The 21994-nt window shown below is 57.4% G+C and carries 19 protein-coding genes and 4 pseudogenes; 8 read left to right on the forward strand and 15 right to left on the reverse strand.

Going from position 1 to position 21994, the window contains the following annotated elements; all coding sequences use genetic code 11:
- Positions 1–532 precede the first annotated feature (532 nt).
- From BDD14_RS30280 to BDD14_RS34940, 4 genes and pseudogenes are all read right to left on the reverse strand, one after another.
- Positions 533–1624 carry an IS5 family transposase gene (locus tag BDD14_RS30280; protein WP_130417184.1) on the reverse strand — a complete coding sequence of 364 codons (1092 nt, stop codon included), beginning with the start codon at positions 1622–1624 and terminating at the stop codon, positions 533–535.
- A gap of 290 nt (positions 1625–1914) precedes the next feature.
- On the reverse strand, positions 1915–4638 hold the full coding sequence (locus tag BDD14_RS30285; RefSeq protein WP_130425144.1) for an ADOP family duplicated permease: 2724 nt from the start codon (positions 4636–4638) through the stop codon (positions 1915–1917).
- A gap of 11 nt (positions 4639–4649) precedes the next feature.
- The gene (locus tag BDD14_RS30290) at positions 4650–4982 is read right to left on the reverse strand and encodes a PadR family transcriptional regulator (protein WP_130425146.1); all 333 of its coding nucleotides are present in this window, start codon (positions 4980–4982) and stop codon (positions 4650–4652) included.
- A gap of 91 nt (positions 4983–5073) precedes the next feature.
- A pseudogene (locus tag BDD14_RS34940) lies at positions 5074–5466 on the reverse strand (IS110 family transposase); the annotation flags it as partial.
- Between the two features lie 364 nt (positions 5467–5830).
- On the opposite strand from BDD14_RS34940, the gene BDD14_RS30300 reads away from it, so the two are divergent.
- A complete protein-coding gene (locus BDD14_RS30300) occupies positions 5831–8011 on the forward strand; it encodes a putative bifunctional diguanylate cyclase/phosphodiesterase (protein WP_207231946.1) in 2181 nt (726 codons plus the stop codon).
- A gap of 118 nt (positions 8012–8129) precedes the next feature.
- On the opposite strand, the gene BDD14_RS30305 is transcribed toward BDD14_RS30300, so the two are convergent.
- A complete protein-coding gene (locus BDD14_RS30305; protein WP_242618402.1) occupies positions 8130–8510 on the reverse strand; it encodes an amidohydrolase family protein in 381 nt (126 codons plus the stop codon).
- Between BDD14_RS30305 and BDD14_RS32200 the strand changes: the two are divergent.
- Positions 8439–8600, forward strand: a pseudogene (locus BDD14_RS32200) (leucine zipper domain-containing protein); the annotation flags it as partial. The gene BDD14_RS30305 and the pseudogene BDD14_RS32200 overlap by 72 nt on opposite strands.
- Here BDD14_RS32200 and scpB (BDD14_RS30310) read toward each other — a convergent pair.
- The 4 genes and pseudogenes from scpB (BDD14_RS30310) to BDD14_RS30325 all read right to left on the reverse strand — a co-directional run bounded on the left by scpB (BDD14_RS30310) (position 8542) and on the right by BDD14_RS30325 (position 12292).
- A complete protein-coding gene (scpB, locus tag BDD14_RS30310) occupies positions 8542–9003 on the reverse strand; it encodes an SMC-Scp complex subunit ScpB (protein WP_130425150.1) in 462 nt (153 codons plus the stop codon). The pseudogene BDD14_RS32200 and the gene scpB (BDD14_RS30310) overlap by 59 nt on opposite strands.
- Before the next feature lie 53 nt (positions 9004–9056).
- Positions 9057–9596 carry a tyrosine-type recombinase/integrase gene (locus BDD14_RS30315; RefSeq protein WP_130425152.1) on the reverse strand — a complete coding sequence of 180 codons (540 nt, stop codon included), beginning with the start codon at positions 9594–9596 and terminating at the stop codon, positions 9057–9059.
- Positions 9597–9841: 245 nt separating this feature from the next.
- Positions 9842–10905, reverse strand: a pseudogene (locus BDD14_RS30320) (IS630 family transposase).
- 70 nt (positions 10906–10975) lie between these two features.
- A complete protein-coding gene (locus BDD14_RS30325; RefSeq protein ID WP_130425154.1) occupies positions 10976–12292 on the reverse strand; it encodes an MFS transporter in 1317 nt (438 codons plus the stop codon).
- Positions 12293–12471: 179 nt separating this feature from the next.
- Between BDD14_RS30325 and BDD14_RS30330 the strand changes: the two are divergent.
- The 4 genes and pseudogenes from BDD14_RS30330 to BDD14_RS34945 form a co-directional block, all read left to right on the forward strand.
- A pseudogene (locus tag BDD14_RS30330) lies at positions 12472–12963 on the forward strand (IS6 family transposase); the annotation flags it as partial.
- 248 nt (positions 12964–13211) lie between these two features.
- Positions 13212–13679: an excisionase family DNA-binding protein gene (locus BDD14_RS30335; protein WP_242618404.1), complete on the forward strand. Its 468-nt coding sequence runs from the start codon at positions 13212–13214 to the stop codon at positions 13677–13679.
- On the forward strand, positions 13676–14236 hold the full coding sequence (locus BDD14_RS30340) for a PIN domain-containing protein (protein WP_130425160.1): 561 nt from the start codon (positions 13676–13678) through the stop codon (positions 14234–14236). Before BDD14_RS30335 ends, BDD14_RS30340 begins: the two co-directional genes overlap by 4 nt.
- An 11-nt stretch (positions 14237–14247) precedes the next feature.
- Positions 14248–14505 carry a DUF4238 domain-containing protein gene (locus tag BDD14_RS34945; protein ID WP_165420437.1) on the forward strand — a complete coding sequence of 86 codons (258 nt, stop codon included), beginning with the start codon at positions 14248–14250 and terminating at the stop codon, positions 14503–14505.
- Between the two features lie 58 nt (positions 14506–14563).
- Here BDD14_RS34945 and BDD14_RS30350 read toward each other — a convergent pair whose 3' ends face one another.
- Positions 14564–15262, reverse strand: a complete 699-nt coding sequence (locus BDD14_RS30350) for an ABC transporter permease (RefSeq protein WP_130425162.1) — start codon at positions 15260–15262, stop codon at positions 14564–14566.
- 332 nt (positions 15263–15594) lie between these two features.
- Between BDD14_RS30350 and BDD14_RS32205 the strand changes: the two genes are divergently transcribed.
- On the forward strand, positions 15595–15777 hold the full coding sequence (locus BDD14_RS32205; RefSeq protein ID WP_165420438.1) for a hypothetical protein: 183 nt from the start codon (positions 15595–15597) through the stop codon (positions 15775–15777).
- A 269-nt stretch (positions 15778–16046) separates the two neighbouring features.
- Here BDD14_RS32205 and BDD14_RS30360 read toward each other — a convergent pair whose 3' ends face one another.
- The 3 genes from BDD14_RS30360 to BDD14_RS30370 form a co-directional block, all read right to left on the reverse strand.
- Positions 16047–16766, reverse strand: a complete 720-nt coding sequence (locus BDD14_RS30360) for an SDR family oxidoreductase (RefSeq protein ID WP_130425164.1) — start codon at positions 16764–16766, stop codon at positions 16047–16049.
- 455 nt (positions 16767–17221) lie between these two features.
- Complete coding sequence (gene scpB, locus BDD14_RS30365; RefSeq protein WP_130425166.1) at positions 17222–17824, reverse strand: SMC-Scp complex subunit ScpB; 603 nt, start codon at positions 17822–17824, stop codon at positions 17222–17224.
- 144 nt (positions 17825–17968) lie between these two features.
- Positions 17969–19045 (reverse strand): tyrosine-type recombinase/integrase, encoded by a 1077-nt coding sequence (locus BDD14_RS30370; protein ID WP_130425168.1) that lies wholly within the window; start codon positions 19043–19045, stop codon positions 17969–17971.
- A 289-nt stretch (positions 19046–19334) separates the two neighbouring features.
- Here BDD14_RS30370 and BDD14_RS30375 point away from each other — a divergent pair, with 289 nt between their 5' ends.
- Positions 19335–19916, forward strand: coding sequence for a hypothetical protein (locus BDD14_RS30375; protein ID WP_130425170.1), 582 nt, complete (start codon positions 19335–19337; stop codon positions 19914–19916).
- 519 nt (positions 19917–20435) lie between these two features.
- Here the strand turns inward: BDD14_RS30375 and BDD14_RS30380 are convergent.
- Both BDD14_RS30380 and BDD14_RS30385 read right to left on the reverse strand, forming a co-directional pair.
- A complete protein-coding gene (locus BDD14_RS30380) occupies positions 20436–20804 on the reverse strand; it encodes a hypothetical protein (RefSeq protein ID WP_130425172.1) in 369 nt (122 codons plus the stop codon).
- Positions 20788–21444 (reverse strand): ParA family protein, encoded by a 657-nt coding sequence (locus BDD14_RS30385; RefSeq protein WP_130425174.1) that lies wholly within the window; start codon positions 21442–21444, stop codon positions 20788–20790. Before BDD14_RS30385 ends, BDD14_RS30380 begins: the two co-directional genes overlap by 17 nt.
- Positions 21445–21994 lie beyond the last annotated feature (550 nt).

Genomic DNA, 21994 nt, shown 5'->3' on the forward strand with positions numbered 1-21994 from the left:
ATCCAGCGCCTTTTCCGTACAACTTTCGGGTGGGTGTACACAGTGAGCAAGTACCCTATGGGACGCTTCTGTGTTTGGTTTTCGGAAGTTATCAAGACTGAACTTGTTGACGACTTCGCGGAAGTCTAGCAATTGGAAACACTCAGCAACAGAGCCCTCAGGGGTGGGATCAGAAATGTGAAGTTGCCGAAATCCCCGTTTTCCGTGAGGTTCGTTTCGCGAGCCTATCTATACGTTTAGAAGACAGTTGAAGACGGATATCAGACCTCAAAACGCAGCGCGTGCTTGCTTGATTATGTCTGCGATGGCCACTTGTAGCGTGGCGCAATTACTGTCCGGATTGGCGGAATTAGTGTCCGAACTTGGCGCAATTGTCTATATAGGCCATACCTAGGAGCTTGTTGAAATAGCTAGAGCTGACTCCTTTACTGATGAGGTTTTGGGTTGATGCAGGGGAGTTGGGTTGTTTATGACGGCTGGCTGGCGGATTCTGCGGCATGTTTTCTTGCCGGGTTGAAGACTCAACCGGCCTTCAGGCGCACTGCTGCTGTGGGTCCTGCTGAGTATGGCTTTGGATGAGCCTTGGCAGACGCAGCAGGTTATGTGCGGCGCAGCTGAAGACGAAGATCCAGTCGACCTTGGCGAGTCCTCGCACCTTCAGCTGGTCGAGCGGACCGGTCTGCTTCAACCAGCCAAATGTCTTCTCCACGAGCCAGCGGCGGCTGAGGCTGAGCGCATAGCCGGCGTGCCGGGTGGTCCTGCCATCGAGGTTCGAGCGGCGTCCCTTGTCGTTCTTCTGCACATGTGCGGTGACGTTGAGGGCGCGGGCTCCGGCGATGAAGTCCTTCGCGTCGTAGGCCTTGTCGGCACCAACCGTGATGCGCCGCGAGCTGTTCTTCTGCCGCTCGTCGAGCATCAGCAGGGCGGCGTCGCGCTCGGCATGGCCGTCGGCCTGGGTCGCCATCGCGGCGGCGATCAGGCCGTTGCGGTTCTCCACCAGCGCATGGCCCAGGTACGCGAGCTTCGACTCCTTGCCATAGCTCTTCTTGTAGAGCCGCGCCTCCGGATCGGTAGTCGATTGATGGGTCTCGTTCGACCTCTTCTGCCCACGGAAGTTAGTGCCGTCGCCATCATCGGAGCCATCCTTCGGCCGGAAGCTCTTCTGCGATGCCCAGGCCTGGATCAGCGTGCCGTCCACGGTGAAGTGCTCGTCACTCATGAAGCGCTTCGCCAGCACGTTCACCTCGGCGAAGAACCGCTGCGCCACGTCCGACGTCAGCAGCCGGTCGCGGTTCTTGGAAAACACGGCATGGTTCCACACCGCGTCGTCCATGCCCAGGCCGACGAACCAGCGGAACAGCAGGTTGTAGTTCAGCTGCTCGACTAACTGGCGCTCCGAACGCACCGAATAAAACGCCTGCAACAACAGCGCCCGCAGCACATACTCGGGCGCAATCGAAGGACGGCCTGATGCCGAATATAGCGCATCGAAATCCTCGTTCAGCGACACCAGAACTGCATCCGTCAACTTGCGAATCTCGCGCAAAGGATGATCCTGTGGAACCCGCTGCTCCAACGTCACACAACTGAACATCTCACCCTGAACCCGCTCGTCGCCACGCATACAACAGAGACGGACCAACACCCAGATCAGACGAAGCCAGAACCTATTTCAACAAGCTCCTAGAGGTGTAAAGTCGCTGAAGACAACTCTCAAGTCGGCCTCCTCGAATAGCTCGCTAAGCTTCGGAAAGTAGCAGTTTGCAGCAGTCCAGTAATTCCGGGGAGGATCGTGCCACGCTCGATTATTTCGTAGCTTCGCATTAGGCACTTCCGTCAGTCGCCAAACGTGGTCTTCCTCTTTACCAATGGAGATACGCAACCCTGCATCCTCGCGGCAAGTCGCGCCACACCTCACTCCATCCGCAGCGCCTCCAGCGGCTCAATCGCCGAAGCCCGCCGCGCCGGAAAGTAACTTGCCAGCACCGCCGCCACCACCATCGCGCCGCACGCCGCAGCAAGCGCCGTCGCCGTACTCCACGACACAGCAGAGGCTCCTGCACCGGCCGTGTACATGCTACTGTCCAGCAGCGAGCGCAGAAGTCGAGGCAGCATAAGGCTGGCTCCGGTGCCTACCACCAACCCCACCATCGTCAGTAACAATCCACGCCGCAGTATAAAGCCCAGAATCCTCGCGCGTGTAGCCCCCAGCGCAATTCGCATGCCGATCTCCCGCGTGCGCTCCGACACCTGGTAGCTCAGCAGGCCGAACAGCCCGATCACCGTCAGCGCCAGCGCAAACCCCGCAAACACCGTCACCAGGGATGAGAAGAACTTCGGCCGCGCCAGCGAATGGTCGATGATCGCCTGCATCGTCGTATAGCGCGAGACCGGAATCCCGGCATCCGCCTCCCGAATCGCGGCCTCAACGCCGGCAGCCATATCAACATCCGCCGCGCTGCGAATCGCAAAGCTGGTGCGAAACCATCCGTTCAGCGACTTCATCGTCGTGTCAGGCTGCTGCTGAAACGCCTCGTAGATCAGCAGCGCCGGCGGCTCAGCCAGCGAGTGCGAGCGCGCATCGCCTACCACCCCCACCACCACCGGCGGGCCCACCACCTTGTCGCGTAACGCATCGATATGCTCGCCGATTGCAGACCTTCCCGGCCACAGCTTCTTCGCGAACGCCTCGCTCACCACCACCGCCGTAGGGCCGCCCGCTTTGTCCGTGTCAGCAATATCGCGGCCCGCCAGCAGCGGTGTGCCCACGGCAGCAAAATACCCCGGCGTCACGAGCCGAAGCTCCACGATGTACAACTTCTGCTCTTTGCCCGTTGGAGGGATCGCGATATTCAACCCACGGTCCAGGAGAAGCCCATTGATGGCGGCCACATGCTTCACGCCCGGCTCACGCTCCAGCCTTCCCAGCACCTTGTCGATGAACTGCGTCGTCGCCAGCGTCGAAGCATAGCCTGAGCCCTTCAGGTTCACCTGCGCCACCGTCAGATGCTCCGGCTGTACTCCCGAAGGCGTTGCGCGCAGCCGCAGAAACACCGCCAGCAGCAGCGAAGCCGCGGACAGCAACACCACCGCAATCGCCGTCTGCGAGACCAGCAACACCTTGCTCATACGGCCGTCCGCCGCCGACGCTCCCACGCTATGCCCCGCCTTCAGATTGGCGGCCGTGTTGCGCCGCAGCACTATCCACGACGGAGCCAGCCCGCACACCAGCGTTACCGCAAACACCAGCAGCGGCGTCAGCCACGCAGTCGCGGCCATGCTCGCGCCCGCACGCAGAATCGGAACCGGAGAGCTCGCCAACAGCATGCGTAACATGGGCACCGACGCCGCAATGCCCAGCGCCGAGCCGCACATCGCCAGCAGAAAACTCTCCGCCAGCAGCAACCGCACCACCGCACCCCGCGACGCTCCCAGCGCACCGCGCAGCGCAATCTCTTTCTGCCTCCGGCACGCCCGCGCCGCATTCAACCCCGCGAGATTCAGGCACGCCACCAGCAACACCGCCACCACCGCGGCCGTCAGCGTAACGATGCTCGAGCGAACATTGCTCACCATCACCTGCCTGAGCGGCCATACGATGAATACAGGCAATTCCTTCGAAACCGTCAGCCAATCCTTCAGATAAGGAAACTTCTGATAGAGCGGCTTATCCAACGTGGCCACCTCCTCCTGCGCCTGCGCCACCGTCACCCCATCCCGCAGCCGCGCAATCATGTTGTAGTTCTTGCCCGGATATCCCGGATTCTTCTCATCGAGCTTCAGCGGCTGCCACACATCGGCCACCGCACTCAGCGACCGCGGATCGTCACTGCCGAACGCCATGCTCTCCGGCATTACGCCCGCAATCACGAAGCTCTCGCCATTCAGGTGGACCACGCGATCCACCACGCCGCGATCCCCGCCGAACATCTTCTGCCACAACCCATAGCTCAGGATGATGGCCTTCGGTCCAGTCGCGCGGTCCTCATCCGCCGTAAAGTTCCGTCCCACCACCGGCGCTACGCCAAGCGTCGGAAAGAAGTTGTGATCGACCGCCTGCACCGCCACCTGCACCGCTCCCTGTGCGTTGTCATTACCCACCGCAAGGTTCGCGCCCGACGTCGTATCGACGTACACCGCCGTTGACTTTAACGACCGCGCATGCTCGACAAGAAAGTCCGCCGTCGCGCCCGTCTGCTCATCGTTAGCCGGCTGCCCCGGCTGCGTAAACGCCACCCCCACCAGCCGGTCTTGCTGCGGATACGGCAACGGAGCCAGTAGCACCGTGCGTACAAGGCTCACCATCGTGATCGTCGCGCCGATCGCAAGCGCCAGCGTCACCAGCGCCGTCAGCGTGTACACCGGCGAGCGCCTCAACTGCCGCAGCGCAAAGCGCATGTCGCGCACAACATCATCCACAAGCCGCACGCCGCGCCCATCGCGAACCTGCTGCCGCACCTGCTCCGCGCCGCCAAAAGATAAACGGGCACGACGCATCGCCTCAGCTTCAGGCACGCCCGCACGGCGATGCTTCTCCGCCTCACGCTCCAGGTGATACGCCAGCTCTTCGTCCAACTCGCCGTCGAACCTCTCGCGGCCCAGCAACACCCGCAGCCGATACAGCAGATCGTTACCCATGCACCCGCTCCTTAAGTCGTACGGAGAATCTCGCTCACCGCGACCGCCAACCGGTTCCAGTCGCTCGCCTCAAGCGCAAGCTGCTTGCTGCCCTTCGCCGTCAGCTCGTAGAACTTCGCCCTGCGGCTGTTCTCGCTGATCGCCCACTGTGCCTTGATCCATCCGCGCCGCTCCAGACGGTGCAGCGCCGGATACAGCGACCCCTGCTGCACCTGGATCGCATCTCGCGACCTCTGTTGCAGCCGCTCCGAGATCCCCCACCCATGCATCGGCTGGAGCTCAAGCGTCTTCAGGATCAGCAGGTCCAGCGTCCCCTGCGGCAGGTCCAATCTCTTCTCGCCCATCACAAACATCTCCCCTATCACTTCGACAACAGCAACCTAACAGAGCGTGCTGTCGAAGTGCAAGGGGAATAAATTGTGGAAGAAAGAGGGGGCGCGCGATCAAACGATCGCGCACACGATGCAATGCCTGCAGATCCAGCTGGTCGTCTGTTTTGATCGGAACAAATCGCATGTTCTCCCGATCCACAGCCTCAGCAATGGCTTCCGCATCCAGGAAGTCGTTCTTGTTCGACTTCACGAATGGCTTCACGAACTGGGCCGGGATCAGCTTCACATCGTGGCCTTGTTCTCGTAAAGTACGGCCCAGGAAGTGCGCCCCGGAACAGGCCTCCATCCCAATCAAAGAGATCTGCAGATTAGCGGTGAAGGTGATGAGCTGCTTCTAGGCGAACTTCTTCCGCAATAGGACTTTCCCAGCTGAGCTCAGAGCTACAAGGTGAAACGTGGTCTTGCCAAGATCGATACCAACCGAATGTATCTCCATGTCGATGACCCTCCTTCAATCTGCCTATAAGATCCTCATCACCAGGTTGAGGTTTAAGCGGCGGATCTCAGTAACCCCGTTTTACGTGCACTACAAGAGGACAATGATTACTTCCGTATTGCCGACCACCCGGAAACGCAGAAGGCCCCATATTTACGGCTCAATGGGCCCACGTTCCGTAAGCAACAACTGAGAATCGCAATTGTCGAAAATTGGATGGTTCAGCCGCGACAGGGATCAATCCAAGAGAGGCGATCAGCTACAGAATCGTATCGTTTCATACTTTTACTTCATATAGATTTCTCCTGCGCTGCCGATAAACAGCAGTACAGGAGACTGCGACCTAGCCTCCCCCAACGGTGACGTGGAAGCGGCTGCCCAACTGTCCGTGAGACTGGGACGATTGGTTCTGCGGACAGAAGAAGGTTACGTGTTAATCGGCATTTATAGCAGCTGGCTGGTCCTGGTCTCGTTATTCGTGGCAATGTTTGCCTCCTACACGGCACTGGATATGGCCGGGCGCATCACGGCGTCCCAAACGCGATTTGCCGCGTGCTCGTGGCTAGGCGGTGGCTCATTCGCGATGGGGCTAGGTATTTGGTCGATGCACTTCATCGGCATGCTTGCCTATAAGCTGCCGGTCCCAATGGGCTATGACGTCCGAATCACTTCATTGTCTCTGCTCATTGCAATTGCCTCCTCAGGCTTTGCCCTCTGGCTGGTTTCGCAGAATGAGCTTTCATGGCGGCGTCTGGGCGCTGGCGCGGTGCTGATGGGCAGCGGCGTGGCAGCGATGCACTATACCGGCATGGCTGCCATGCGCATGAGCCCTGGAATTCAGTACACGCCCTGGTTATTCGCCCTCTCCATTTTTATCGCGATCGGTGCCTCAGGCGCCGCTCTATGGATCGCGTTCCATCTGCGCCGGCACTCTTCGCGCGTTAGGCTGCTGCGCGCGGGCGCAGCAATAGTGATGGGCATTGCCATCGCCGGCATGCATTACACAGGGATGGCAGCCGCGCATTTTCCGACGGGCAGCGCTTGCGGTGCAGCGCACGCGGGAGCGGATCACGGATGGCTTGCGATTCTCGTTACCATCAGTACGCTGGGGTGTTTGTCGGTCACGCTGATGATCTCTGTACTCGATCTCCGCTTGGAATCCCGCACAGCGGTCCTTTCGACGTCCCTGGCCAGTGCTAACGAGGAACTCACTTACCTCGCCTTGCACGATAACCTCACCAAGTTGCCGAATCGCCTCTTGCTAGAAGATCGACTGAATCAGGCAGTTCAAACCGCGAAGCGTAAGAACACGCGTTTTTCCCTCATGTTCGTCGACCTGGACGGATTCAAATGCGTCAACGATGCCTACGGTCACCACATCGGCGACGCTCTCCTTGCGGAGGTAGCGTTGCGGATCCTCACGAACATTCGATCCAGCGACACGTTGGCAAGAATGGGCGGAGATGAATTTGTCCTTCTGACCCAGGCTCACGACCCGGCAGATGTGGCCGGAATCGGGGAGAAGCTGCTAACGGTTATCCGCCGCCCCTATGAAATAGACGGCCACGACTGCATGGTTTCCGCCAGTATCGGCATTTCTATTTTTGATGGCGACGACCAGCATCAGAACGAACTTCTGATGAATGCCGATGCCGCGATGTATCATGCAAAGTCGCTGGGGGGCGACCGCTATTGTTTCTTCGAACCGTCGATGAATGCCAACGCACAGCAACAGATGCAGCTGTTGCGCGATCTTCGTCTCGCACTGGAACGGCGCGAATTCTTGCTTCTCTACCAACCCAAGTTTGATGCTCTCACGATGGCTTTGACGGGTGTGGAGGCTTTGCTACGTTGGCAGCATCCGGAACGCGGGATGGTGCCACCGGATCAATTCATTCCCGCTGCTGAGAAGGCGGGCCTGATTGTACCCATAGGCGAGTGGGTGCTGGACGAAGCCTGCCGTCAAATGGCGCTGTGGCGGAATGCAGTAGAGGCCGACTGGACCGTGGCGGTAAATCTGTCAGCCGTGCAGTTCGCTCACTCGGGTCTGACTCAGCTGGTCGCGGCAACTTTGGCACGTCATGCACTCGAGCCGCGTTACCTGGTCCTGGAAGTGACCGAATCAACCGCGATGCGCGACGTTGACAGCAGTATGACGATTCTGAGGCAGCTCACTGAGATGGGTGTGCATATCTCTATCGACGATTTCGGTACAGGCTATTCGAGTCTCCTGTACTTGAAGAGGTTTCCAGCCAGCGAGCTCAAAATCGACCGCGGATTTGTTCGCGACCTGGCGAGAGACACTGAAGATGCGGCGATCATTTCTGCCATCGTCGCGCTTGGCCGCACGCTCAATCTCAATATTGTGGCGGAAGGAGTCGAGACTTCTGTGCAGCAGGAGTTTCTCACTCGTTTGGGCTGCACTTCTCTTCAAGGCTATCTGCTCGGTCGGCCTGTCGGTCCAGACCTGATAACTGAACCTGTTCCTCAGCTAACATCAACTGGTGAAGAATCGTCTCCTCGTGGATTGAGCCTTTGCAGATAACTGCCGGGTGACGGGCAACACAGAAGTTATATACAAGCGGCGTGTTTCCGCGGATCTGATCCCGCCCCGGCACGGCCGGATTACTTCCGCATCGCAGGCCACCCACCCGGAACTGGGATCAATATGGCGGTTCAATGACCGTATTGCGCGAATGGAAGCTGATGCGGCCGGCTCGAATTGTGTATTTCACCTGAGTGAACGTGAGCGGATCTCCAGTAGCCGGATCGGCGGAGAGAATAGCTAAATCAGCGTCCATTCCCGGCGCGATGCGACCCTCATGATCGGAAACGCCGAAACGCTCAGCAGGAGCGGCGGTCAGCATGGCTAAGGTCTGGCGAAAGCCTAGATGTGAGGTTTCAATAGGTTGTCCATCTGATCGAGAACTGGGAAGCTGAGTTTGTGAAGACTTGGCGACACAGGAGACCAGATGGACTACCACCAGAATGCCCGACTGACGGTGCACAGTCGAGAGCAGTTGGCGAACCGGGTTGTGGAGCAGAGATGCACGTGGAAGCAGGCCGCGGCCTGCTTCAACGTGAGCGCGAAGACAGCGGCCAAGTGGGTGCGCCGGTATCGTGAGTTCGGCGCGCCGCCCGCGCAATCAGCTTGCGATTGCTCAATGTCTGGACCGTCCCTGCGCTCTCGATGCCACGAAATGCGTTAATGTCTCCGATTGTCACCGGCTGTTTCAGCGCGATGATGGCCAAGGTCTCGAGCGCCTGGCTGGTGATCGGCTTGGCCACCCACGCCGGGACTGCCCTACGGATGCGCTCGGCGAACTGGGGCTTCACCTCCAGTCGTCCTCCGTGAGTGCGATGCCGTACCTGCACACCTCGGTCGGCGGCATGGAGATCCGCCTCGTACTCCTGCAACGCCTCTTCCATATCCTGCTGGCTGGCGTCCAACGCCTGGGCGAGGACTTGCACCGTCACCGGGCGATCCACGGCGATCAAGATGGCCTCGAGACCGGCTTTCAGCTCCCAACGTTCCATACTTCCCGAGCTCCTCTCGATCCAACTGCACTCCGCAACACTACAAAAAAATCCTATAGACCCAGCTTACCCGCCGCCGCCTGCTTGTCCTCGCGATCGGCGCGAGCGTAGCGCCGAACCATGGCGTTCGAGATATGCCCGGTCTGTTTCATGATCTGCCCATCCGGTACTCCGTTGCCGGAGGCCTCGGTTACGAATCCGGCGCGCAGAGAGTGTCCGCCATAGTCCTGCGCGCCGGCGATCTTTGCCTTCCGCACCGGCTGCTTCACCAGCCGCCCGACGGAGTTTGAGTGCACCCCTGTCCGACCTTCCCGTATGGCCGGCGCTGCGAAACACACAACCGTCCTGAATCCGGGCGATCTTGAGCCAATTCTCGAGCGCGCGAGCACCTGGCAGGTACGATCATGTTCGCCCCAGAGGATCTCCACTTCCCTGCCCTTCGCCTCCTGGTCGGTCATGGAGTGGGGCAGCTTGATTGTGATCCCCTTACAGTGCCAGGTCAGATCCTTATACTGCATGGCCGCCAGCTCGGAGCGGTGCAGCGCGCCGGCAAAGCCGATCAGCAGCAGCGCCTTATCTAGCGCGGCAGCGATGCTTTATCTGTTCTTCCTATACCCGGAGAATTGATTCAATTCGAGGTTCTACAGGGGTCGATAGTTAAACACGTCTTCACGTAGACACGTATACACGGCAAGACCGACTCGCAACATCGAACCTGTCGAGCCGCATCCACTCTGCCGAGGAAGAGAACTAACCACAAGAATGGGACTGGTTTGAGACGGAGGACGACAGCTAGAGCGTGCCGACCACACCCTGGTGTGCTGTTTCTAAAGTTCGTTCACAAAAAGCGGGCAAGCGAATCGAGGATTTGGTCAGCGGTTTTGTGCCAGACGAAAGGCTTTGGGGTCCTGATTGTGTTTTTGAATGAAGCTGCGAATTGCAGTTTCCAGTTCCTTGGTGGAGCGATGGACGCCGCGTCGCAGCTGCTTGTCGGTGAGTGCGGCGAACCATCCTTTCACCAGGTTTAGCCAGCTTGCCGAAGTAGGCGTGAAGTGGAGATGGAAACGCGGCCTTTGGCGAGCCAGTTGCGGATCAGCGCGGTCTTGTGGGTCCCGTAGTTGTCCAAAATCAGGTGAATATCCAACTCCGCGGGGACGTTTTCTTCGATGGTGTCGAGGAAGTTGCGAAACTCCTCTGAGCTATGACGATGTCGCGTATGTCCGATGACCTTTCCTGTCTTCGCATCGAGCGCCGCGAACAGGCTTGTCGTTCCGTGACGCACATAATCATGGGTGCGCCGTTCGATCTGTCCCGGACGCATCGGCAACAAGGGGGCGGTGCGGTCCAGCGCCTCAATCTCACTCTTTTCATCGACACACAGGATCAGGGCGTGGTCTGGCGGCGCCAAATACAAGCAGACGATGTCCCGCACCTTGTCGATGAACAGCGGGTCCTTGGATAACTTGAAGGTCTCGGAGCGATGCGGAGCCAGGGAAAAAGCACGCCAGATGCGGTGAATCGAGAGTGACTTAATCCCACCTTCTTGGCCAACGCCCCTGTGGACCAGTATGTGGCATCGCCCGGAGTAGACTCCAGCGTAAGTGCCATGACGCGTTCCACCTCCTTGTCACGAAGTTTCCGCGAGGTGCCAGGGCGGGGCTCATCCACCAGACCATCCAACCTCTGATCGAAATAGCGCTGCCGCCATTTGCCAACCGTGTGCAGAGTTACAGATAACTGCCGAGAGATCGCGGTGTTACTGCGGCCTTCCGCCGCCAGCAGGACCACCCGAGAGCGCATCGCAAGCGCCTGTGCGGTCTTGGGCCGCTTGCTCCAAGCAACAAGCTGAGCCTGCTCTTCGGCGGTTACGAAAAGTGGCGCGAGGGTACGACCCTTCGGCATCGCAGTTCCTCCCACCCCATCCGAGGTCGTCCCCATCTCTATTTATGACATTTATTTAAGAAACAGGACACTAGTTCAGGTTGACAGCTCCCGCATCAGGCGTACGGATGAATAAGAATAAACAAGTGGTGGCAACCAGAGGCAAAAGGCCCGCCGCTAGAAATGCTGGTCCATAGGAAAATCGATCGACAGTGATACCTATGATAAAGGTAAAGGCGACACTAGCGATTCCAGCCGCGAGCCCACTAAGTCCTGTTACCGTGGCGACTACATCTTGGGGAAACAAGTCTGACGGTAAGGTCAAGCCCATGGTGGACCAACTGGCGTAACCCCATAGGGCCACGCAAATCAGCGCCAGGGCGGCGTAAACGCTGTGGACGCGGGCCGCGGGAATACCTGCGAGGATCGGCAGGGAACTCACAGCACAAACCCAGGTACGAGCGCGAATGATAGAGACTCCGCGACGAATACAGTAACCGGATATCAGCCCACCTGTGAAATTCCCCAGATCCGCGGCAACAAACGGCATCCAAGCAAAGATCGCGATTTGCTTCAGGCTAAAGCCACGAGCATCACTTAGATACTGCGGCAACCAGAAGACATAGAACCACCAAATCGGATCAGTAAGGGCACGACCCAGTACGATACCCCACACATTGCGATTACCCGCCAGGCGAAGCCACCGCTGAACGCCTTTATCCGGCGACTGAGAAGCCATCTCCTGCCCTGCACGGATGAGGGCGACCTCTTGGGGCTTCACGCGCGGGTGACGATCGAGTGGATGGTAGATACGCAACCAGGCAAATAGCCAAAGGAAGCCGAGCACTCCCGAAAAGACAAACGACCATCTCCAGCCAAATGCCAGGGCTATCCACGGTATGATCAGCGCCGCCAGGGCCCCTCCCACACTGGAGCCGCTGTCAAAGATTGCTACTGCTACACTGCGCTCCTCACTGGGGAACCACTCCGCAACGGTCTTGCTGGCTCCTGGCCAGTTCAGGCCTTCTCCAATGCCTAACATGAATCGAAAAGCGACAAAGCCCGAAACAGAGCTGGCAAATCCCATCAACATATTCACCAGGGACCACCAGACCACCGCTGCAATCAAGCCGATCCGAGTACCCACAGCATCCAGGAAGATACCTCCGATCAGCCAGGTAATGGCATAGGAGAGCTGAAAGGCGCCGATAATCTTTGCCAGATCCGTATGAGTAAGGTGATACTGCGCCGCTATCACCGGCGACAATACGGAGAATGTCTGGCGACTGATGTAATTGATAGCTGTAGAACAAAAGAGTGTCCATACTATCCACCATCGTGTTCTTCCCGCACGCATTTTCTGCGGTACGGGAAGAATTGGTTGCTGATTGAGGCCCCGTGTGGCCATCTTGTGTCACCCCTTGGCACAAAATCGTGGACGCGTGCTCCGCGCCCTATTTGCGCAGACAGCATTTCAGGACAGCGTAATCTGGAAGCAACATTTCCCAGTGGACTTATTTAACTAACACGGGGGAATATCCCTCTTAGCGCGACTGGTACCAGGGGTACCGTGGTGCGACCTCCTCGTGGCGAGTGGACGAGACGTATGTGAAGGTCGGTGGCCACTGGAAGTACCTGTTCCGGGCCGTCGACAAGCATGGCCGGTTGATCGACTTCATGTTGATGGATCGGCGAAACACCCGTGCGGCCCATCGCTTCCTGCGAAAAGCGTTGACGACAATGCGCCACTGGCCGCCGTCCTCCATCACCACGGACCAACTCGGCTCTTATCCAAAAGCCATTAGCCGGCTGCAACGAGAAGGCAAGCTATCAAGCAATCCCAAGCATCGCACGTGCAAGTATCTGAACAACATCATTGAAGCGGACCACGGCGCACTGAAGCGAGTCATTCGCCCCACGCGAGGCTTTCAGACAATGAAGACGGCTGCCGCTACGATGAAGGGGTTCGAGGTGATGCGGATGATCCGCCGAGGACATTGCCTCACGTGTAAGCCGCATGTCAAAGACGAGGTGCGCTTCGTAAACAAGCTGTTCGACATCTTCGTTATCGCTGTCTGATGTAAACCGCGCAACGGACGAACTGCGACCAACAAAGTTAATGCAACAGAGCCGTATCTGGGGTCGGAGCAAGTCATTGAGATCGCGGTGAACGATAACTCGGACTGTAGGCTCTCATAGTGAGCGACCCGCCTGACGGCTCTTACTAAGCCGGAAGAAATAAGGTTTTCGTTTATTTCGACTATTTCGACTATTTCGACTATTTCGACTATTTCGACTATTTCGACTATAATTGGAGCGTGAAGAAGATGGAGGGCGCGATGATTGGCGAAACAGTAGTAATGCCACCGTCAGAAGAGGAACAGATTCGAGAGCTTGGTCGGATGCTTAAACTCGGCACACCAACTCTCGTTGGTCCTCAAAACGAGAGAGTAGACCTTCCCGAGAGTGTCTACAACATTCTTAAAGACGTCGTTCGCTACATGGCTGCGGGTCGTGCGGTGTCACTGGTCCCGCAAAAGCAACAGCTCACTACTCAATTGGCCGCGAACCTACTTGGTTTTTCGCGACCCCACCTTATCAAGCTTCTGGAGTCGGGAGCAATTCCGTATCAAAAAGTGGGACAACACCGCCGTGTGATGTTGAAAGACGTCATGGCTTTTCAAAAACAGCGAGATAAAGCGCGCAGAACTGCGCTGGATGAGCTCGCCCGCGAAGCATATCAGGACGGTTCCTACGAAGGAACCGAAATTCCTGAGGGGGGCAGTGACGAGTGAAAGCCGATTACCCCGTCATCCTGGATGCATGTATTCTTCTGCCGATGCCTTTGGCAGACACGCTCTTGCGCATGGCGGAGTCCCCTCGGCTGTACTTGCCTAAATGGTCCGACGACATCATTGCTGAAGTTTCACGGAACCTTTTGGGGAAATGGAATAAGACACCGGAACAGGTCCAGCGTCGGGAGAATGCGCTTCGCGCGCATTTTCCCGAGGCTTGGGTCGAAGGATATACATCCTTGATTCCGGCTATGACCAATGACGAAAGGGATCGACACGTCATTGCGGCCGCAGTGAGCTCGGGAACAAAGCTTATCGTGACGTACAACGCTAAACATTTTCCTGAAAGTTCACTTGAGCGGTGGGGCATTGAGCGCCAAGGTCCATCTACTTTTCTTCTGCACTTGTACGACTTGGAGCCGGGAATCGTGGCTCAGAAACTGACCGAGCAGGCTCACAATCTAAGCATCCCTATTGAAAATTTGCTGCGCAAGTTACGGATTAACGTGCCGAGCTTTGTCTCTTTTTTCTGCGAAGAACAGGGGATAGAACTCTGAAAGCTGATGGTGTGCCCAGGCAACCCAAGTCGCAGCATTACATTCAACGGGCTTACCTGGAAGCCTTTTGCGACCAGACGCCTAACGAAAAGACGGGCGTACTATTCTTGTGGGTTCATTCCGCTAACCACGCGGTTCGGCGGCAGATCCCCAAAGAGTGCGCCGTAGAGAACTACTTTTATGGTCACGAGTTGGACAACGGCCAACGGAGCTTTCTCGGCGAGACCTTCCTTGCTGATCTTGAGAGCGCGCTTCAAGCGGTGTGCTGAAAGCAGCCCAGCAAGGCAATTTGCCGACGACATTGCGCGACCGCTTTACTCTGACGGGCTACGTGGCTATGACGTTGGTCCGCACGCCGGCCAGTAAGAAACACATCGACCAAACCGCTAGGGTCTGTTGCATTAACTCGTTGGAGCGGGTCCAGATTTCAACTGCGCTTGACATCGGCATGGTGCCAAGAAACTGAAATCCCCGCGGCAATACTCCAATGACCGTGTACGGCTCTCCATCGATCCGAATCGACTTGCCGACAATCTCGCGGTCATCGTTGTATCGGCGATGCCAGAGGCTTTCTCCAAGAATGGCGACGCGCTGCGACCCAGGTTCATCGTCTTCCTTGGTGAAGTTGCGGCCCAAATGAGGCGCGACTCCGAGCACGCGGAAAAAGTCCGCGCTCACCCGAAGTCCAGGTATGCGTTCCGGCATTGCTCGCTCCGCTAGGTTGAATCCAACAGGGAGAACTGAGTACGCGGCCAGATGTTGCAAAGTCCGGCTGTGGTCCCTCCAGTACAGGAACAGTGGTATGGACGCGGTGTAGCTTAACCCGGTAGTCGTCACTTTCTGCGTCTGAACAATCCGTTCCGCATGGGGATACGAGAGCGGCCGTATCAGGACAGAGTTGACCACTCCAAAGATGGCGGTGCTGGCGCCGACGCCGAGCGAGATCGTCAGAATCGTAGCGACCGCAAAAGCCGGTGACCTGGCCAGCTGCCGAAACGCATAGCGCGCGGCCCTTATGGGGGACAGAACCGTTCAAAGCACGAAAGTGCGTAGTAATCTGCCAAAAGCGCAATTCCCGGCAGGATTAGCTCGCATGCAACATGCCCCTGCCCGCTACAGCACGAATCCTTAACGGAGGTTTTCGGTTGGATGTGGCTACTACCCTCCCTTGGCTCCACCGACTCCGCGTCCGATCGTCCGGTCTTGTTCGCCGGCTTCGCAGCTACTGTGGAAGGGTCTGACTTCTCCGGTTCGTTCATCATCGGCTACGGCTCCTCGCCTTCCCGACGCGGACCACCCCTTGACTGCAAATGGCCAAACTGGAGATCTCCCGGTTCCCAAGCAAGGAGCGTCCGTGCATGCCAGGGTCTACGACCACGCAGGACCGTTCGGGCACTCGCGATGTCGCACCCGTTCGTTTTGCCTTCCGCATACGTAACTACGTCGGCGTCCTGGATGAGAAATATTTCGTGGCTCAATGGCTGGCCCGCACGCTCCCCTGTCAACGCTTCGCCGCACACCTCACGATATACTGCGCATGACTCGAGGCCGGTGTGGTTCGCTATGCCTTCACCGTAACGGACTTGCACCATCTACTCCTTGCCGGCCTCCCGGCGCACTACATAAAATTCCCTTTCTTGAGGTGTCCCAACAACACCTCAGACGGTCAGTCGGGCGGGCTGAAAGTCTGAAACCGAGCATCTCCTCTTTCAACGGTGTACGCAGTCAGTAATCTCGCTCCGACTTGTTTTTACGAGCACAATGTGCTCTCGTGCGGACATTCCTACCAACGGATGCCACAAGAAACCTCTTAAACCAGCAGCATGCCTCCATCTACGACGACGATCTGACCGGTCGTGTACCCACTTCGCATAAAGCAGAGATAAACCTCGGCAACCTCCGCAGGTTCACCCACCTTTCCAGCTGGCAAAGCAGCGCCTCTCGCCGCGAAAAACGCCTCGCGTTGTTCCTCTGGTAGCCTGTCCCAGATTGGCGTGCGCACAATGCCTGGTGCCACGACATTCACGCGCACAGGTGCCAGTTCGACAGCCATGGCTGCAGCAAAAGCCTCCACGGCCGAGGAGATGCTCGCGCCGATGGCGAAACCAGCCGAGGGTCGCCGTGGTAGCGTGCTAGAGGTAAATACGATTGACCCGCCGGAGCGAATCAGTTTGCTGCCATGTTTCGTTACCAGGAACGCTCCCCAGAACCGTACATCGAAGAAACTTTTCGCATCCTCCAGTTTGGTTTCCCCGAGCAAACGCTGCCACACCGAGTCTCCTGCGGTGTAGACTAAGTGATCAAACGGGCCCATCTTTCCAAAAAGCGCCTCTACAGCCGTCTCATCAGAAAGATTCGCAACATAACCTTCAGCGCCCTCGCCAAGCAGCGTCAATGCGGTGTCCACCCGGCTCTGCTTACTCGAAACCACCACAACATCTGAACCTTCAGCCTTTGCTGCTTCGGCAACGGCAAGACCGATTCCTGAGGTACCGCCTAGGATGAGAACGCGCTTGCCTTTAAGTGTCAATTTGTATGCTCCGTTTGATTTTTTGGTGGAGGTCCTATTTCGCGGTAAGTCCTCCGTTGTTTGTTCGAACACGCTGAAGCGGCATTTATTCCAAATGTGGGGCACTCTCCATTTTCCTAACCCTGGTCATCGCGAGTTTCAATTCACTGTGAATGCTGCGGATCAGAGGGCGAACTCTATGTCCACCGGTTAAGGAAAGAACGGCATCGAAATTGTGAGAACGTCAGGCTACAAACCTCCCCCACTCGAACGGGTGTAATCCACATTTCGCAAATTCAACTTAGCCTTCTCGCGCCCGGGCAGGATGCGGAGATCCAGTCCTTCAGCTTCGTTGCCGATGTCACCCTGCCGCCTATTTCGTGAGGTGTCCCCGAGACGTCTTGTACGTGGATGTACATACGGAATTCCGAGTGGATTAGAACGAAATAGGGTCCGCTGCACCCATGCTTTATCGTCTACGGCACCCTCTGAAGGATCGGGATCTCAACTGCATTAGACCGATCGTCATCGTCGCTCCCGTCGGCGCTATAAACAGCCGGAAAAACCTCTTCCATGCGCCCGTCCTGGTAGAGCTCGTCAAGGTTGGATAGGCCGAAGGTTTCGAGGAAGAGCGGGGTGGTCCGCCAATACTTCTCCCGCCGCGGTCCCCGGCGCGCCGCCCGCGCAATCAGCTTGCGGTTGCTCAATGTCTGGACCGTACCTGCGCTCTCGATGCCACGAATCGCATTGATGTCTGCGATGGTGACGGGCTGTTTCAGCGCGATGATGGCCAGGGTCTCGAGCGCCTGGCTAGTGATCGGCTTGGCCGCCCACGCCGGGACTGCCCTGCGGACCCGTTCGGCAAACTGCGGTTTCACCTCCAACCGCAGGCCGTGAGCACGATGCCGCACCTGGGCCGGCTGGTCGGCCGCGGTCAGATGGTCCTCTAACTCCTGCAACGCCGTGTGAATCCCGTCCATGTCGGTGTCCAACGCTGCGGCGAGCACCTGCAGCGTCACTGGACGATTAATCGATATCAGAATGGCGTGAATATTGGCCTTGAGCTCCCACGTTTCCATCGCGATCCTACCTCTCGTTCCCGGTCATCCCGAACATCTTCGGCGCCCCATCTGGCCTTCGATCCACTACATACGCAACTCCAATTCCCTACCCTCCATCAACCCTTTTCGCTCGGCCAGACTTTCTCCCCAGAATCCGGTGATCTATAGACCCAGCTTGCCCGCCGCCGCCTGCTTGTCCTCGCGATCGGCGCGAGCGTAGCGCCGGACCATGGCGTTCGAGGTATGCCCGGTCTGCTTCATGATCTGCCCATCCGGTACTCCGTTGCCGGAGGCCTCGGTGACGAACCCGGCGCGGAGAGAGTGCCCGCCATAGTCCTGCGCGCCGGCGATCTTTGCCTTGCGGACCAGCTGCTTCACCAGCCGCCCAATGGAGTTCGCGTGCATTCCCTGCCCTACCTTCCCGTACTGGCCGACACTGCGAAACACGCAGCCGTCCTGAATCCGGGCGATCTTCAACCAGTTCTCCAGCGCCAGCACCGGGCAGGTACGATCATGCTCGCCCCAGAGGATCTCCACTTCCCTGCCCTTCGCCTCCTGGTCGGCCTTGGAGCGGGGCAGCTTGATGGTGATCCCCTTGCGGTGCCAGGTCACATCCTTATACTGCAGGGCCGCCAGCTCGGAGCGCCGCAGCGCTCCGGCAAAGCCGGTCAGCAGCAACGCCTTGTCCCGCGCGGCGGCGATCGGGCCCTCGAGCGTGCCCAGAATCTTGACGATGCGGTCACGGGTGAGCGGCTTCTTCATGCTCTGCTGGGTCCCGATGGTGCGCCGCAGGCCGTGAAAGGTCAATGCCAGCACGCGGTGGTTCATGGTGGCCGGGCTATCCAGGTCGGCGGCCTTGTGCACCGCATTAATGGCGGTCAGGCGCCGGGTGATGGTCGCCGCCTTCCTCGGCTTCTCTCCGTTGTCCGGCTTGGACAGATGGGTGATGTAGAGAGCCACGGTCCTGGGCTCGGCGGGAAGCGATGCCAAGTTGTGTTTTTGGCAGTATGCCTCGAAGTCCCGCCAGTCCGAGTCGTAGGCGCGGCGGGTGGCCGCGGCCTTTGAGGCCAGGATGTACTCGCCGGTCAACTGGGCGGTGTCATACAAGGGATCGTCGGGCAGGATGTCGAGCAGACCCAGCTTGAGCGGCGGTCGGAGGGCGAGCTCCCGAGTGGGCTCGGCAGGCTCCGGTTGCGGTGGGGTGGCCAAAGGCGGCAGGATCTCCGGGTTCGAACTCAACTTGTCCTCCCGCTCGCTTAATTTCCGCTTGCTTAATTAAGGATACGAAGATTTTTTTACCGGCCTGGCCTCCAGCCCTGGCTGCAGGAAAATATGGTGCGCCGCCGGCCCTAAATGGCAGATACGCCAGCGTGAATGAGAATGACATATTATCAAACGTTCTCTATATAGGTCTCTAGATGGATACTTTGCAGGTCGGCCAACAATCCCTATGTTGATACAGAGCTGAATTTATGAAGAAATGGGCGACGCAAGCGGGTTGCGCCATGGAAAACGGAGGCCCCCACTCATGGGTAGACAGATCAAATGGCGTCATGAGATCCACACCATCGCCAGCAGTGTCCGCAATTCTCAGACCGAAACCTGGACGCGCCGCGACATCGAACGAGTGTTTTGTGTGTCGCGTGGATCGGCTCAGACCATCATGCGAGCTGTAGGGGAGATTCAGGACCTGGGTGGAAAGCACGTTGTCTCCCGCGCTTCCCTGCTCTCTTATCTGGATGTGTTAATCACCGCGGATGACCTTGGCCTCGAACATCGTGCCAGGCTGAACACTTCCCTTCCCGTCCCCAGGGTTAGACTCCTCAAGATGCAGGTCCCGGACGACCTGAGGACCGTGATGGTCAGAGATCTCCCTCCAGAGATAACGCTCGAGCCCGGCCGCATTGAGATTTGCGGAGCCAATTCTGTCGTCCTGATGGAACGACTCCTCGCGTTGGCCTTGGCTCTACAGAATGACCTCGATACTGCTGCTCAAATACTGGATCCTCCACGGCATACTCCAGAGTTGATCGACAATGAACTCTCGAAGATGTTTAGAGAACTCGCTGAGCGGGAGAAAAACTTCGATTTGTCGGCGGCAGCATACTAGCCGACCGCCGACCGTCCACTCGCTGCCTACAGCTCGAGTCCCCTCTCGGAGTTCCGTATGTACAGCCGCTGTATCGCTTACGCCTGAATACCCATCCCGGAGGATGAGGGCTGCAAATCTCTGCTGAGCTTCACTTAGCATGACCTCGGGGCTTCAACTTGTGCGGATCTTCGCCGATGTTTGAGCCATGGCCATCACAGAAACGCGTGAATATACTGCCACCTGAACACACTATCTGAGCATTTCTGATCTCTGTCCGATTGTTGTTCGATTGGAAGAGTCCGTGTGCTTGGGTGGCAATATTATAGGCAACTCGATGTCGGACATAGACGCACTCGTCCTCAGCTCTGATCTCTCTCGGAGTTCCGTATGTACATACGAGGAATTGCTGACCACCTGAATGCGCAGTAGCACCACTCCCCCCAAACCTGCCAAATTGATTGCTGAACAGCGTCCGGCAATTAAAAACGCAAAAGCATGCACGTATACACGCTTGTACGTGCATGCGTGCATACGTGACTAGATGCTCGCCCCTCGTTCTAAAAGCCACTTCCTTAGTAGGTCATTAATCAAATCTGCAGGAGTCTGTTTGAGCCCAGTACGCCTGAGCTTAGCCAGTTCGACGGCCACGGCATCACGAATATCAGCATCAATGGCTGTGGTGAATTTTTCGCGCGGCGGTTTGGCCACCTGCTTTGCAGCTGTCCGCACCGGTTCGGGAGTCCAGTCAGCAGCAACTGGATGAATGCGGCCCTCGCGAGCCGGAGGTCCCGGAGCAACTATTTCAGCTGGTTCCGGCTGAACCTCAGGCGGTCCTACGATCTCGGTGGGACCGGTCTGCTTCGCGTGTTTTAAATAGGCAAATCCGCCCTTAGTTGCCTGGGACATTCGCTAGTTCTCCTTGCTCTGTTCTGGCAATTGATTCTACGATTTCCTCTATTTCATCAAGAGTGGCGTCGTAGTCTCGCATTGCAAGTCCCGCGATCGGATCACCTTTCACTTCAGAGACCACACAACCCTGTCTCGCCGCGTATTCAAAAGCCTTAGCACGCCTGATCTGTGAGTTCATCACCCGAAACCTTAGATCCGTTAGGACTTCCCTGGCTTCGCGAGCGTCCTTTTGTGGTGCTGGTGGGCAGGAGGTCAAGAGTATCCTGATCGCCGGGCTGGCCGCTTCACGAAAGGTCTCATGAGCGTCCTGGAGCGTATCAAGTGCGAAGGAAGCAGGCGGGGTAGGAATCAGTAACAGATCCGTACCCTCGAGCAAGCTCTGCAAATCGAGATTTTCGGGTCTGGCTGGAGTATCAATCACAAAGTGCTGGAACCGCTGTGCGTCCTTTGCGAGTGCAGTTGCTGGGCCAACATGGAAACCTCGATTATCGTTGCGGCGGGCCCAGAGAGTTGCTGTCTTGTTAGGGTCGGTATCGACGAGCATGGTGGGAGCCTTTTGATTTAGCAAGTAAGCAAGATGAAGCGCACTGGTCGACTTCCCTACTCCACCCTTAAAGCTTGCTACAGTTATGACCATCGCTGCTGCCTTTCTCGGATCTGCACGTGATGACGTTCGAGTGTTCTTACTTGTACACGCCTGCACGTATGCACGTGTGTACGTACTACGATCACTGCATGTCTACATGAGAACGTTAGCACGTATAAACGGATACACGTGAAGACGTTCCTACGTGATCCGGTTACTACTTAGGCACATCATCTAACAAGTGCGACCGGTCGTGGACTGGTCAATGTTCTTACTGTATTCCGGCGCCGCGACTCCCAAATCCATACGTGAGGACGTGTTAGCGTATATACGTGCGTACGCTGATACGTGCAGTAACAAGAGTCTGTAGCCGATCCCTGCATGTTTATCCAGCAACGGGTGGGTTACACCGACAAACACATGTAAACGTATCCACGTCTTCACGTGCTCACCTCTACCACGGCGGCACGCTGTAACGTCTCTACGTCTTTACGTCTTTACGTTGTCGCGTATTTACGTCTTCACGTTGATACGAGTTTACGTCTTCACTCTCCCAAATATGGCTGTCGAGGCGATGCATATAGTCTGGACGTGGACACGT

Source organism: Edaphobacter modestus (assembly GCF_004217555.1).
GTDB classification, from domain to species: domain Bacteria; phylum Acidobacteriota; class Terriglobia; order Terriglobales; family Acidobacteriaceae; genus Edaphobacter; species Edaphobacter modestus.